The organism is Micromonospora sp. IBHARD003, from assembly GCF_056106285.1.
Genome location: NZ_JBWBBX010000001.1, coordinates 2,589,436 through 2,602,244, shown reverse-complemented (window position 1 = coordinate 2,602,244; position 12,809 = coordinate 2,589,436). Strand labels below are relative to the sequence as shown.

General features: G+C 68.4%; 15 protein-coding genes. 9 read left to right on the top strand and 6 right to left on the bottom strand.

The window, feature by feature from the left end; all coding sequences use genetic code 11:
• Positions 1-130 precede the first annotated feature (130 nt).
• Positions 131-1,735, top strand: a complete 1,605-nt coding sequence (locus ACTWOL_RS11600) for a PepSY-associated TM helix domain-containing protein (protein ID WP_474296553.1) — start codon at positions 131-133, stop codon at positions 1,733-1,735.
• A 689-nt stretch (positions 1,736-2,424) separates the two neighbouring features.
• Here ACTWOL_RS11600 and ACTWOL_RS11595 read toward each other — a convergent pair.
• Positions 2,425-2,715 (bottom strand): GvpL/GvpF family gas vesicle protein, encoded by a 291-nt coding sequence (locus ACTWOL_RS11595; protein WP_474296552.1) that lies wholly within the window; start codon positions 2,713-2,715, stop codon positions 2,425-2,427.
• 422 nt (positions 2,716-3,137) lie between these two features.
• Here ACTWOL_RS11595 and ACTWOL_RS11590 point away from each other — a divergent pair, with 422 nt between their 5' ends.
• Positions 3,138-3,812 (top strand): HAD family hydrolase, encoded by a 675-nt coding sequence (locus ACTWOL_RS11590; RefSeq protein WP_474296551.1) that lies wholly within the window; start codon positions 3,138-3,140, stop codon positions 3,810-3,812.
• Positions 3,813-3,943: 131 nt separating this feature from the next.
• Here the strand turns inward: ACTWOL_RS11590 and ACTWOL_RS11585 are convergent, their stop codons facing one another.
• Positions 3,944-4,282, bottom strand: a complete 339-nt coding sequence (locus ACTWOL_RS11585) for a helix-turn-helix transcriptional regulator (protein ID WP_474296550.1) — start codon at positions 4,280-4,282, stop codon at positions 3,944-3,946.
• Between the two features lie 134 nt (positions 4,283-4,416).
• Between ACTWOL_RS11585 and ACTWOL_RS11580 the strand changes: the two genes are divergently transcribed.
• Together ACTWOL_RS11580 and ACTWOL_RS11575 are read left to right on the top strand one after the other, a co-directional pair.
• The gene (locus ACTWOL_RS11580; RefSeq protein WP_474296549.1) at positions 4,417-5,421 is read left to right on the top strand and encodes an STAS domain-containing protein; all 1,005 of its coding nucleotides are present in this window, start codon (positions 4,417-4,419) and stop codon (positions 5,419-5,421) included.
• Positions 5,422-6,125: 704 nt separating this feature from the next.
• On the top strand, positions 6,126-6,272 hold the full coding sequence (locus ACTWOL_RS11575; RefSeq protein ID WP_474301144.1) for a CBS domain-containing protein: 147 nt from the start codon (positions 6,126-6,128) through the stop codon (positions 6,270-6,272).
• Positions 6,273-6,487: 215 nt separating this feature from the next.
• On the opposite strand, the gene ACTWOL_RS11570 is transcribed toward ACTWOL_RS11575, so the two are convergent.
• Entirely contained in the window at positions 6,488-7,051 is a 564-nt protein-coding gene (locus ACTWOL_RS11570) for an isochorismatase family protein (protein WP_474296548.1), read from the bottom strand.
• 124 nt (positions 7,052-7,175) lie between these two features.
• On the bottom strand, positions 7,176-8,036 hold the full coding sequence (locus ACTWOL_RS11565; protein ID WP_474296547.1) for a LysR family transcriptional regulator: 861 nt from the start codon (positions 8,034-8,036) through the stop codon (positions 7,176-7,178).
• Positions 8,037-8,117: 81 nt separating this feature from the next.
• Between ACTWOL_RS11565 and ACTWOL_RS11560 the strand changes: the two genes are divergently transcribed.
• From ACTWOL_RS11560 to ACTWOL_RS11540, 5 genes are all read left to right on the top strand, one after another.
• Complete coding sequence (locus ACTWOL_RS11560) at positions 8,118-8,612, top strand: cupin domain-containing protein (RefSeq protein WP_474296546.1); 495 nt, start codon at positions 8,118-8,120, stop codon at positions 8,610-8,612.
• A gap of 177 nt (positions 8,613-8,789) precedes the next feature.
• Positions 8,790-9,143 carry a DoxX family protein gene (locus ACTWOL_RS11555; protein WP_474301143.1) on the top strand — a complete coding sequence of 118 codons (354 nt, stop codon included), beginning with the start codon at positions 8,790-8,792 and terminating at the stop codon, positions 9,141-9,143.
• A gap of 272 nt (positions 9,144-9,415) precedes the next feature.
• Positions 9,416-10,108: a hypothetical protein gene (locus ACTWOL_RS11550; protein ID WP_474296545.1), complete on the top strand. Its 693-nt coding sequence runs from the start codon at positions 9,416-9,418 to the stop codon at positions 10,106-10,108.
• 451 nt (positions 10,109-10,559) lie between these two features.
• The gene (locus ACTWOL_RS11545) at positions 10,560-11,267 is read left to right on the top strand and encodes a hypothetical protein (protein WP_474296544.1); all 708 of its coding nucleotides are present in this window, start codon (positions 10,560-10,562) and stop codon (positions 11,265-11,267) included.
• A gap of 119 nt (positions 11,268-11,386) precedes the next feature.
• The gene (locus ACTWOL_RS11540; RefSeq protein WP_474296543.1) at positions 11,387-11,659 is read left to right on the top strand and encodes a hypothetical protein; all 273 of its coding nucleotides are present in this window, start codon (positions 11,387-11,389) and stop codon (positions 11,657-11,659) included.
• Here the strand turns inward: ACTWOL_RS11540 and ACTWOL_RS11535 are convergent.
• On the bottom strand, positions 11,656-12,516 hold the full coding sequence (locus tag ACTWOL_RS11535; protein WP_474296542.1) for a hypothetical protein: 861 nt from the start codon (positions 12,514-12,516) through the stop codon (positions 11,656-11,658). The genes ACTWOL_RS11540 and ACTWOL_RS11535 overlap by 4 nt on opposite strands.
• A 46-nt stretch (positions 12,517-12,562) precedes the next feature.
• Positions 12,563-12,802, bottom strand: coding sequence for a DUF6480 family protein (locus ACTWOL_RS11530; protein ID WP_474296541.1), 240 nt, complete (start codon positions 12,800-12,802; stop codon positions 12,563-12,565).
• Positions 12,803-12,809: the final 7 nt, after the last annotated feature.

Below are 12,809 nucleotides of genomic sequence, written 5' to 3'. Positions count from 1 at the left end.
CACACGTATGTCTCCGATCAGGGCAGGCCATGCGCCACGCCCGCACGCCAGGAGACCCGTGTCCAACAGCGCGTGAACGGCGTGGCGCCGCAAGGCAGCCGTGCCCGGACCCAGGAGCCAGACCAATCTCATGAGCACCCCTCCCGCAACCACCCCCGGCGGCCCTCCCGACCCGCTTACGGCGGCCGAAACCGAGGCCGAAGGCGCGGCAGCGACCGAAGCCAGAGCCGAAATCGAGGGCGCGACCGAATCAGAGGCCCTCCCGGCCCCCGGAGCCGACTCCAAAACCCCCACGACATCGACGCGCACCGGGGAAAGCCAGAGCCGAAACGGCCGCCCCGCCACCACCTGGTGGCCCCTGCTGACCCGACTGCACTTCTACGCGGGCATCCTGGTCGCCCCGTTCCTGCTGGTCGCGGCGCTGACCGGGCTCGCGTACACCGCAGTGCCCCAGCTCGACCAGCTCGTGTACGGCGATCAGCTGCGCGTCGAGAAGATCGGCGAGAGCCCCAAGCCGCTGACAGAGCAGATAGCCGCTGCCCGCAAGGCCCACCCCGAGGGCAGCATCGCTTCGGTCGTCCCGCCGGCCGAACCCGACCACACGACCAAGATCGTGCTCTCGGTGCCCGAGCTCGCCGACCAGGACAAGCAGCGCACCGTCTACGTCGACCCCTACACCGCCGAGGTGCGCGGCTCTCTGACCACCTGGTGGGGCTCGACCCCGTTGGCCACCTGGCTGGACGACCTGCACCGCAACCTCCACCTGGGCGAAACCGGCCGCCTCTACTCCGAGCTCGCCGCGAGCTGGCTGTGGGTCCTGGTTCTCGGCGGCCTCATGCTGTGGTTCGGACGGCGCCGGACTTGCGCGGGCAGTTCGGCGCGCAACACCGTGCTGCCCGAACGCGGCGCACGCGGGGTGCGCCGTAGCCGCAGCCTGCATGCGGTCACCGGCGTGTGGATCTCGGTTGGCCTGCTCGTCCTCAGCGCCACCGGACTGACCTGGTCCGCCTACGCGGGTGAACGCTTCACCGACCTGCGCACCTCGCTCAGCGCGTTCCCGCCCGAGCTGGACACCACGGCCCCCACCGCCAAGGAAGGCGCATCGCACAACGGGGAAGCAGGCGCCCACCACACCAACAAGGAGACGGGGGCGGCCGGACTGCCGGACGGGCTGGCCATCGACCAGATCCTCACGAAGGCCCGCGACGCGGGACTCGACGGCCCGGTCGAGATCACCACCCCCGCCGACGACAAGAGCACCTGGAGCGTTGCCCAGATCGACGACCAGTGGCCGGTCCGCATGGACCAGGCGGCCATCGATCGCCACAGCGGCGAGATCACTTCGCGCTCCGACTGGGCGGACTACCCGGTGCTCGCCAAACTCACCAAGCTCGGCGTACGCGCCCATATGGGCAAGCTCTTCGGTCTGGTCAACCAGATCGTGCTCGCGGTCATCGCCCTGGGCCTGAGCGCAGGCATCGTCCTCGGCTACCGCATGTGGTGGAAGCGCAGGCCCACCCGCACCGACCGCCGCGCCTGGGTCGGCCGCCCACCCGCGCGGGGCACCTGGCGCCACCTGCCCTGGCTGGCTCTTGCGGTGGGCGTGCCCTTCGTGATCGCCCTCGGGTGGGCGTTTCCTCTGTTGGGCTGGTCGCTGCTTGCCTTCCTCGTTCTGGACGGCGTGCTCGCACTGATCCACAAGCAGCGCACCACCCGGGGCACTGCCCACGCCTGACGCCGCCGCACGTCTGGTCCGTGGACAGCCGCGGCCCACGCCGGAGACAACGACGTAGGCCGCGCCACGCCCTCGAATAGGGAGGTCGAAGAACCCTTTCCCGAGCTGCCGCATGGGCTGCGCGTGCGCTGGCCCGTCCATCCGGGACGCGTTCGGGACACGGTCGGGACACAAGGATGGGAACAGACTGACAAAAACGAACGGGCTCCGACACAGCTCACCGCGCCTGACCTGCCAAAACGTCGCGAACAAGCGTTGATCGGCAAGGGCCGCCAAGATCCCCAAAGGACTCGTAATCCGTCGGCCGTGGGTTCGAGTCCCACCCGCCCCACCGCAGAGCGGTGCCGCAGGATCGTTTCTACGTGCGGAAACGTGAGAACGGGGGTCGCCACACGCGCGTGGCGACCCCCGTTCCTGCGTTCGGACCAAGATCCCGGGGACACACAGGGGACACGGGGTCGGTCCAGGGGACGCAACAGCCCTCACGCCGCCTTCCGACTCCTCCGCGTGGTCCGCTGAGCGGTTCGGCCGACAGCGGGCGGCAGGCCCGTCGGCAGCTCCCATCCTCCACGTCCGGAGACTCGGAGCGGGCGACCCGTGAGCGGGAAGGTACCGGTCGTTGAAGTCCTCTCCCGGACCAGCTCCACGTCGTGTGCGGTGCGGTTGGTCGCGTATCCGCTTCACGCTTTTCAGACGAAGCTGTAGGGGGGAAGCGGTCCGTTGAGGCGGAACCGGAACTCTTCGCCCATCTGGCTGGCGAGGCTCAACTGCGTGGTCAGGAGCGTCTCTTCCTGGTCCGTGTGCACCAGGAACGAGACACTGAGGAAGTCGGTCCCGTTCGGCTGGGAGGTCTCCTGATCCCGGGTGAACGGGCGTAGCGCCTCTACCACCTCCGCGGCGAGTGCCTCCTGTCGCGCCTGCACCTCGTGGGTGACCATCGTCGGCGACACCATCGAGAGCGGAGCCAAGGGCAAGTCCAAGGGTGCCCTCAGCGGCGCCGTGGACGCCGTGACCGAAACCCTCAAGGGGGCCGGAACGACTCCGAGGAAGAATGGTGCGCAGTTGGGCCGTATGGGCGGGGGAGTCCTCAACGTCAGGCGACTTCAGTGGCCATCTGCTACTGAAGGGGGGTGCTCATCGCTGCAGACATTGACCTGCTTGAATCCGGCCCCGTCAGCGTCGCCGGGGAGGAAACCTACCGGTCCGCTGCCTCCCGCGGCGGCGCGGAGGCATCCGCGGCGGCCTTCACCCGGAGAGTCCTTCGAGCCCTGGGCTGCTGCACGGAGAACACGGGCCCGCAGGCCGATCACGCTGAGCTGGTCTAAGCAGGCCTGCCCGGCAGTCCTGCTCCGCGCCCGATACTCCCGCGGATCCACTTCTCCGGTCTGAAAGGCAGACGCCCATGCCACGCGCGGCTCTCTTCGACGTCGACGGCACTCTCACCGACACCAATCATCTTCACGTCGTCGCCTGGTGGGAGGTGTTCCGGCAGGCGGGGCACCATGTGGCGATGCGCGAGATCCACCGGTCGATCGGACTCAGTGCGACCGATCTCATCGCCCATCTGCTGGGCGACGACCGGGCCGGGGACGAGGACGAGGCCCTCGCGGCCGCCCACGACACGCTGTACGGCACATGGTTCGACCGGCTCCCCGCTCTCGACGGAGCCCAGGATCTGCTGCGTACGCTCGCGGACCGGGGCTGGCGGGTGGTGCTGGCCACGTCGGCCGGGGGAGCGGAACTCAAGGCTCTGCGGCGGGCCGTCGACGCGGATGACGTCATCGCCGGCGTGGCCTCGGCAGATGACGTCGAGGCCGGCAAGCCCGCACCCGACCCGGTTCACCAGGCTCTGAACCTCGTCGGAGCGGCCGTCGCGGAGGCCGTCTTCGTCGGGGACACGGTGTGGGACATGAAGGCAGCCACCCGGGCGGGCGTCCGGGCCGTGGCGCTGCTGTCGGGCGGTATCCCCCGTGCGGATCTCGAAGAGGCCGGAGCAGCCGCGGTCTATCAGGACCCGGCACACCTTCTGTCGCACCTGGATGGCAGCCTGTTCGCGGAGTACGAGCGCCGCGCCTGATGCATGGCACGAAAGTCCCGCGCGTGAAGAGGCGCGACGCTGGTTGTTCGGGCCGCCGCCGGGCGGGAAGGCTTGGCGGTCGCGGCCACGCCCGCCGCTTCGGCGAAGACGAGGCAGACGGCGCGCGTGCTTCAGTTGGCCGGTGGCTGCTCGTCGCCTGGGCCGTCACTCGGGGCGGGTGACTCCGGGGCGTCTGGGAGGGCGAGGATCTCGAGCAGGGGGGCGATGTGCCGGTTGTCCTCGGCCGGGTGACGGAACCGGCCGCCTTCCAGCACCTGGTACTTGTTGCGCCGTCCTTCGCGCGTGTGGGTGAGGTAGCCGGCGGCCTCGAGATCGGCGACCACGGCATGGACGGTCCGCTCGGTCAGATTCAGGGTGTCTGCGAGATCACGGACGCGCGCCCAGGGGTCACGGGCGATCGCCGAGAGTACGCGCGTGTGATTGGTGAGGAACGTCCACGTGCTGCGCATGGCCTCCGCCCTTTCTAAGAAGAGAGTAGGGCATATCGTTCATGCATCGCGAAACCTGAAAATTTTCTCATGAATGCCTTGACCGTCACCTAACCAGAAAACGAGGATGAAACCAGGACAAGGAAGGGTCGGCCATGAGCTCTCCGTCCGATATGCCGTTGAACAGCCGCCACTCGGTGGCCGTGATCGTCACGCGAGGAGACGATCATCGATCCGTCGCGGTCATCACCGGTGAGATGGACCGGGCGGGTGCGGCTGACCTCGGTGGGGTACTCACCGCTGCCCTGGATTCCGCGAGGTGCCTGACCGTTGACCTGACCGGGGTGTCCTGCTGCGATCCGTCCGCACCTGAGCTGCTCATGGAACTGCACGACCGCGCCCTTGCCGCAGGTCGGGTGCTGGCGATAGTGCACGCAGGGCCGCAGGTACGTGCCGTGATGGAGCAGACGGGGGCTGCTCACCTCCTTGCCTTGTCGGCTGTCCACGAAGGACAGGGCGTGGAATGCCACGACTTGCTGCTTCGGGTGTGTTCGATCCTGACCCGCGTCGGCTTCCAGGTCTGCGGAAAGGAACCCGCAACGGGCGCCACGGCGCATCGAGTCCTCGAGCCGTCGGGGCTGACGGTGAGAGCGGAGCTGCGCCGCGTGATCATCCGATGGACGCCCCATGAGGATCCGCGTGCCCACGGTGGAGACACAAGCGCCGCTTTGGACACAAGTCTCAACATCCACCGGGCCCTGCACACAGCGGTGATCGCTGTGCTGAACGACGCCGGCCTGGCTACGGAGGACCACCCGGGTGCCCACGAGATCGTGGTCACCGACGGGAAGCCGCCAGATGCGGCCATCGCCGTGCAGGAGCAGGTCGAGCGGATCCAGAAGCACGCGGCCGAGTCCATCGGGGCTACTGCAGCCATCGGCCAGGCCATCGGCATTGTGGCTGCGCACGGCGGCCTGGACCCGATCGAGGGCAGGATCCTCCTCGAGGACATCGCCCACCGCACCGGCATCCGACTGACCGAGGTCGCGGAGTCGCTCGTCGTATGGGCGGAGACCGGTCTCATAGCGGACGACATCCGGGAAGGCCTGGAATCGAGCCTCGTCACCCGTTCGGTTCCGGAAGATTCCGACCCCTCTTAGCGGGCTTGGCGGGCGGTGCCACTTGCTCCGTGCCCGCAACTCACACGGACCCGCGTGCCTTGCCCCGGGAAGGAGCTCCAGGCAGGCGGTGTACGGGCGGGCAGGCTCCTGACCGGGGGAAGTCCCCGGACACTCTCGGCGAGCCGCCATGCCGCTCGCCAGTACTCCTCATCTGGGACGTCCCCAAGGCATCCCTCAGTGGATGTGCGGTCCTCCTCGTGACTGTCGTCTCGCAACGTCTCCACCCCCCGCCTTACTGAGCAGATGCCCGGAGGTGTCTCGCTGATGCGGCACGAGGCCGGGGGAAGAGCCCGATGTCCGAAGAATCACCGCGTCCGTCCCATGGGCCCTCACCGGACGAAGTACGGCCGCGCCTCGAAGCGCACCTCAAGGCAGCGCCGGATAGTCCCCGGCATTCACGTCGACCATGGAGGAGGAACCGTGCGCCCTGGGCGGCTGATCGACGTCATCAACGCCCTCGCTGATGGCGCAAGGCCATGCCGTCTGAAGGTTTTTCGGCCCGGCATCAGGTGGGGGGAGTGTTTGCGTGTGAGCCTCGGGTACGCGTGCCGAGGGCCGCCTCCTTGCTTCGGCCCCGTCCTCTCCCTCCGGAGAGGGGACCGTCGCTGGTGGTGCCTGTCTGTGGGGGGCGGTCATCACCAGCGGCGTAAGAGCCCTTCAGCGCCGCCGACGACTCGGACGAGATCCTGCGGACGATGAGCCGGCACAAAGTACGCCGCCCGCCCGTCATCGACGGCCACACCCTGGTCGGCATCGTGGCCCAGGCCGACGTCGCCCGCGCCCTGCCCGACCCCAAGGTCGGCGACCTCCTCCAGGCCCTTTCCACTTGAGAAGCACAGGCGCCTGGAAGAGGACTACCGATAACCAACCAACGTCTGGGCGGGCACCCTTGTCCAGACGTTGGTCGCGAGGGCTGGGCCTCAATTCTCTGGCTCTGTACGCGAGAAGCGGTTCCGGCTCAACTTCTGCGGTGGGAACACGCCGAGGACAACTGAGGAAGCCAACCGGAGACGAGCGCGGCAGACCAGGTTCTGTTCGGGACGGTTCAGCCCGCGTCCGCAGAGAACGTCACCTCTGCGGTATCGACGGTCTCCGCGCGGCGTCGGGGTCCGCCCTGCCACTGCCAGTACAGGTTGGTGTGTGCGATCACCTGGTGCGGGGCCGGTGCGCCGTACTCGCTGAGGTCCTGTGTCGTATGCGCGTCGCCGACGAGGGTCACGTCGTACCCACGGACGAAAGCCCCGTGAAGAGTGGCGCGGATGCACCCGTCGCTCTGGGCACCGGTCACGACGAGCCGGCCCACCCCACGCTCGGCGAGCAGCGCCTCCAGCGCAGTGCCCTCAAACGAGTCACCGTAGGTCTTGTGGACGAGAGGCTCACCGTCTCGGCAAACCAACTCCGACACATACTGCCAGGGCTCGCTGTCCCGCTCGAGATCGTCGTCGGAATGCTGCACCCAGACCACCGGCACGTCCTCGGCACGCGCCTTGCCTACCAGTGTGTTGATGTTCGCGATCACGCTGTCACGGTCATGGGCGCCTGCCACCACCCCATTCTGGACATCGATGACGAGCAGCGCAGTGTTCGGCCGATCGGGCAAAGTCGTCAAGGGAACTCCTGGGTTTCGTCACGGATGCTGTGTCGACCTCAACCGTAGACCGGGCCACCGACAGCACCGCGACGTCCGCGGTCGACGCTTGTTCACGAGCCGCGGCAGCATCGGTTGCCCGTGCTCAGCGACGGTACGCGGCTGTCGCGATCTCGATGAATGATCGGATCAACGGGTTGGTGTCACCTTCGTTCCACACCGCTACCACTCGGCTCGGCGCCATGTCGGTCAGCGGTACCACGGCCAGTTCCGCGGGCAGGTCGTGTCCGAGCGGGGCCAGGCCGACCGTGCCGTTCCACAGCACGGCCTGCAGGCATTCCTGGACGGCGCGCACCACTGGTCCCTCGCGTGGCCTGCCGCCGCTCCAGTACGACTGCCAGATGGGGTCGGTGTCCTGCGGGAACCGGAACCAGCGGCGGTCGCTCAGCTCGGCCAGCCGCAGCCGGTCGCGTCGGGCCAGCGGATCGTCGGCGCGCAGGACCACACCGACCGGATCCGTTCGCAGCGCACGCACCGTCAGGGCCGTCTCGTCGAACGGCGCCCGGGTGAGGGCGACGTCGACCAGTCCGGCGCGCAGCCCGCACGTCGGATCGGTCAGATCGGTGTCGCGGACGCGGATGTCGATGCCGGGGTGGTGTCGGCGGTAGGCCCCGGCCAGCCTGGCCACTCCCGGGTCGGTGCCGTCGCCCAGGATGCCGACGGTGATGGTCGCGACGCCGACCGCCGCGCTCACACGTACACGGACGCGGTCGGCATGGTCGAGTAGGGCTCGCGCCTCCTCGAGCAGCACCGTGCCCACCGGAGTGAGCGTGACGCCGGCAGGCGAGCGGGCGAAGAGCAGGGCCCCGACATCGGCCTCCAACTGCTTGATCGCCCGGCTCAGCGGCGGCTGACTCATGTGCAGTCGGGTGGCGGCCCGGCCGAAGTGGAGTTCCTCGGCGACCGCCACGAAGTAGCGCAAGGTCCGTAGCTCCCGTAGCTCCACACTGCAACGATACCCACGAGGTATCGGCGCTGCGGGACAGGTCTTGGACAGCCCTGGGGCCCCGGCGGTGAACTCGTGAACATGACCGAAGAAGCGAAGAACGGCGAACGGCAGGCCGACCCCGCCGTATCGGTGATGGGCCCCGGCGATGGCGAGGTGATCGTTCTGGGTACCACGCGCATGCGGGTTCTGGAGGACGGCAGCCACACCGGGCATCGCCTCGCGATCGCCGAGTCCGTCCTCGCCCCGCATACCCAGGGACCACCGCAGCACCGCCATGGCCGACACGACGAGGGCTTCTACGTCCTGTCCGGCACCGTGCGGTTCACCGTCGGGGACGAGGACTACGACGCCGCCACGGGCACGCTCGTGATGGTTCCCCCCGGTACCCCGCACACCTTCGCCAACCTGACCGGCCAACCCGCCGTCATGCTCAGCACATTCACCCCCGACCTGTACGTGCAGTACTTCCGGGACCTCCAGGAAGTACTCGCCGGCGGTCAGCCGCTGACGCCACAGGCCAACACCGACGCGATGAGCCGCTACGCGACCGAGCCCGCCACCGGCCTCGCCTGAAGCCCACGGGACGGAACGGCCCGGCCGCCCTCCCCTCGACCGGCAGTGCCGTGGCGCTCCCGCCTTTCTGTCCGGACCCCTCGGACGACGGACCGGGCCTTCTCCGGGGGCTTGCCTCGCAGTCGACGCAATCGACGGGCCCCGCGAACCGGTGGCCCATGAACGGAAACCACGAACATCGCCTACTGGACCGTCGCGGGACTGCTCGCCATGTTCTACCTCTACGCAGGCACGCTGAAGGTGATCCGCAGCCGCGATCAGCTCCGACCGATGATGGCCTGGGTCGACCGCATACCCTTGTCCGCCCTCAGGGCGCTGGGGACGGTCGAAATACTCGGCGCGACCGGCCTGATCCTGCCCCCGCTGACCGGCATCGCTCCCTCGCTGGCGCCGGCAGCGGCCATCGGCTTCGTCCTCCTGCAGACCGGTGCGATCGCCGTCCACCTGACCGGCGAAGACCGCCGGATCACACTCAACGTCGGGCTCACCGCCACCGCAGCCATGACCATCTGGTTGGCTACCAGGCCATGATCGAGCACGGTCCTCAAGCCGCGTACTCCACCCCGCAGGACCCGGAAGCCGTCTGCAAGCCGACCCCGGCCCCCGCCCCGCGACTTCGCAAGAAGCGCCGGACGGCTCCCACCGCCACGGAACCCGCCTGCTGAGTCGGTGGGGCGGCACACGGCCGCGCCTTTCCGTCTGCCGTCCCGGCCCTTCCATGGCCCGACAGAGCTATTGCCAGTTGATCTCCCGCGGTGACAGCGTGATGCATGGTGCGATGCGCAGCGTAATGGGAGGCGGGCGTGGGCAGGGTTGACCGGTTCCATCCGATGTATCAGCAGCTAGAGCAAGCGACGAGCGAGTTCTTCGAGCCGTCTCTGAAGAAGCTCGGCCTGACAGTCGAGCAGATCAGGGGCCAATCCTTGGAGCAGCTCCAGGTATCGCTTGAGACTGTTAACGACGCCCTCCGTCATCCGGATTCCTTCGGGTTGATGAAGGTCACCGCCAACGCGAGAGCCAGCGCGGTGGTGCTGGCGGCAGCAACGACGGAGGCGCATCTCGAGGTTGGAATTGTGCCGATCCTCTTGGAGCGTAAGGCGCTCATCCTGGGCTGCATCAAGGCTCTTCAGCCGGCTGCGCAGATCGAGCGGTTTCGCGCAGAGGTAGAGGAGACGGTGGGCGACCCCGCAATCCGCAAGCAGCTGCTCAAGGCGTTGGACGAGCACGCCGCCATGCAGAAGGAGCTGTCGTCTCGGCTTGAGAAGGAGTCGGTCGAAGCGACCAATGCCCTCATCGATGAGACGGCGAGCGTGACCCACGTGGTGGCGATGGCAAAGCTGGAAGCCCGGACCGACTCCCTGGAGAAGTTGGCCGCGAAGTTGGACAGTGACAAGGCCGGCAAGTTTGACGTTGTGACCATCACCTTGACCATGCTCGCCGGGGTGGGAGGTCTGACAGGGGCAGTGATCGCCATCATCCGATGGGTGACCGGGTGACGCAGCCGGAGAGCCCTGGCAGCTTGCCATGGTGTCGCCCGCCGCCGATCGACAGTCTGTTCGTAGGCGTCTGGTCTGCGACCGACACCCGGCGGGCTGCGCTTACCGACCCGGGCTATTCGATCGGAGGGCCCCGGACACGCGCATCCGGCAGCAGGTGTCCTCGCACGTCTTCGAGGTACGTTCGGTGACGAAGCGGGCGGGGGTGCCGCCCGGCCCCCTGAAGAGACCGGGGTGATGCAATGCCGCACGAGCCCGTGAGCCGCCGGCCAGACGGCAACACCAGGTGGGCGGGCGAGGTCGATCCTGACACGGGGTCCGACAAGGAGCCCGACACGGACAGGGCCGTCCCGGCGGACCGGCACGCCTCCTCCGTAGCGACAGCGCCCTGTGCGATGCGGCCGGAGCCGCAGGCAGGCACCCGCGCCCCGGCCCCGCTCAGCAGCAGGAGATGACCGGACACCGCCCCGTCGACGCCGACGGTCCGAGCAGTCCCCACGAGCCGGAACCGCAGCAGGGTGCGGTGGGCGAGTCCCGCTGGCCGATGGCCGGGGCTGTCGTCGCCGCGATGGTGCTGACCACACTGCTGCCCGACGACCTGCGTCTGGGGCCCCGCTGGCTGCTCCCTCTTGCCGAAGGACTGCTCCTGCTGGCGCTGATCGCGGGCGACCCCGGCCGGATCGACCGCCGCTCGACCGCCCTGCGCGCACTGTCGGTCGCCCTGGTCAGCGTCCTGGCGCTCAGCGTCATCTGGTCGACCGTCCGGCTGACCGACGACCTCATGCACGGCGGGCCCGAGACCAATTCCCCCGCCGCCCTGCTGCAGTCCGGCGGCAGCGTCTGGGCGTCCACCATCCTCGCCTTCTCCCTGCTGTACTTCGAACTCGACAGCGGCGGGCCGGCGGCCCGGGCGCACCACGTGCCCGCGACCCCCGAGCTCGCCTTCCCCCAGCAGCTCAGCTCCGACCTGAACGCCAGCCACTGGCGCCCCCGCTACATCGACTACCTCTACCTCGGACTCACCAACTCCACCGCCTTCAGCCCCACCGACGTCATGCCCCTGGCCCCCTGGGCCAAGATCGCCATGGCAGTACAGTCCCTCGGCTCCCTGCTCATCCTCGGACTCGTGATCGCGCGAGCCGTCAACGTCCTCGCCTGACGACCAACTCCAGCGAACCACCGGCAACCCGCCGGGACCGGTAGACGATGTACGGCCGGAACAGGTAGCCGACCTTCGAACTGCCGCTGATCCCGCTCGGCACGCTCGCCTTCCTCGGCATGGCGGCCGCCCTGGGCGCGGGATCGGGCGCCCTGTTCGCCCTCGTCGCCCGCCTCGTGCCCCCGGAGCAGGTCGGCTCGGTCACCGGTGTCGTGGGCGCCGCCGGAGGACTGGGCGGCTTCTTCCCGCCTCTGGCCATGGGCGTGGTCTACGGAGCCGCGGGTGACTACACATGGGGATTCGTCCTGCTGGCGGCCACCGCGGGTAGCGCGACGGTGTTCACCGCCACGACCGTGTGGGGCCGGGCGCGGCGGGCTTGCCGGGCGGCTTAGCCGGCGTGGTCGCGCGCTCTGACCAGGGCCGCCATCACATGCTGACGTTCCGGCTCCTGCAGGTCGCCGAGTTCGTGAACGACGACCGCCGTGCCGTCTTCCCTTCGGCACACCCGGACCACCGTGGTGGTGTCCGACGCGAACCACAGATGGAGGGCGATCGGGACATCACCGGGATCGGCGAGGAGGTCGGCGAGGTCCTTCGTGCCGTGCACGGGCGGGGCGTCTCCACCACCGTTGCCCGTGCGGGAGAACGAGATGGCGCCGGTGAGCGGATGTTGGGCCTTCAGCCCTGCGCTGTCGAGACTCTTCAGCAGTCTGCTGCAGCTTTGTGGTGTCAGATCGGACATGTACCAGGAGACGAAATCGCCCGCGCCCTTTTTGTCATCCGCCCTGGAAGCGAAGGGCATTCCGCCGAAAACCTCCCGCACGATCTCCTCGGTGCGGTCGCGTGACACCGCCGGAGCGGTATAGCGCGTGGAGCGCACCGTCGCCAGGAAGTCTTCCGGCAATTCCGCGTGGTACCGCTTCACGTAATGGTGCAGTTCGACCGGCCATATCCACGTGCCGTCGGTGATGAGCGATCCGGCTCCGGGAATCCACTTGTCGCGGCTGATGACATCCTGGTCCGCCCCCATGGTGCTGAAGATTTCGGTCCCCGCTGAAAGATAGGCCAGAACTCCGGACTCGTCATCCATCTCATGCGGTCGAACGGCATCGTGAATCGACGGACCGGAGTGGTCCACTTTCTGGGGATCGAACTCGCGAAAGAACCCTACTCGCCTGATCACTGTGCCCCCGCTGATGGATTCGCTATTCGGCCATCGGTAACAGTATTCGCCGGTGGTCGTTGTCACCAATGCGAGGGGGTGCGCTCCGCGGCCCGCTCCGCTCCGTGCGGCGTCAGATGATCAGCACGATCGCGTACACGAGGAAGAACGCGGCGAACAGCAGGACGACCACGGCGATCGCCGCCAGCGGCCCCTTGGCCCAGCCTCGGGTGGGCGTCTCGTACGGGCCGGCGCCGGAGGAGGTGCTCGACTCCGCGGGTGGGGTCTCCCCTGCGGGTACCGAACCGCCGTGCAGGCCGGCCGTCAGGCGGGGGTCGGGGTCCGGGTTGTACTCGGGATGGTTGCCTGTCATACAAAGG

Bases quoted from the DNA above. Each gene is read 5' to 3' on its own strand.
- ACTWOL_RS11600 (WP_474296553.1), top strand. From the start codon at position 131: ATGAGCACCCCTCCCGCAACCACCCCCGGCGGCCCTCCCGACCCGCTT.
- ACTWOL_RS11590 (WP_474296551.1), top strand. From the start codon at position 3,138: ATGCCACGCGCGGCTCTCTTCGACGTCGACGGCACTCTCACCGACACC.
- ACTWOL_RS11585 (WP_474296550.1), bottom strand. From the start codon at position 4,282: ATGCGCAGCACGTGGACGTTCCTCACCAATCACACGCGCGTACTCTCG.
- ACTWOL_RS11580 (WP_474296549.1), top strand. From the start codon at position 4,417: ATGAGCTCTCCGTCCGATATGCCGTTGAACAGCCGCCACTCGGTGGCC.
- ACTWOL_RS11560 (WP_474296546.1), top strand. From the start codon at position 8,118: ATGACCGAAGAAGCGAAGAACGGCGAACGGCAGGCCGACCCCGCCGTA.
- ACTWOL_RS11545 (WP_474296544.1), top strand. From the start codon at position 10,560: ATGACCGGACACCGCCCCGTCGACGCCGACGGTCCGAGCAGTCCCCAC.
- ACTWOL_RS11540 (WP_474296543.1), top strand. From the start codon at position 11,387: ATGGCGGCCGCCCTGGGCGCGGGATCGGGCGCCCTGTTCGCCCTCGTC.
- ACTWOL_RS11530 (WP_474296541.1), bottom strand. From the start codon at position 12,802: ATGACAGGCAACCATCCCGAGTACAACCCGGACCCCGACCCCCGCCTG.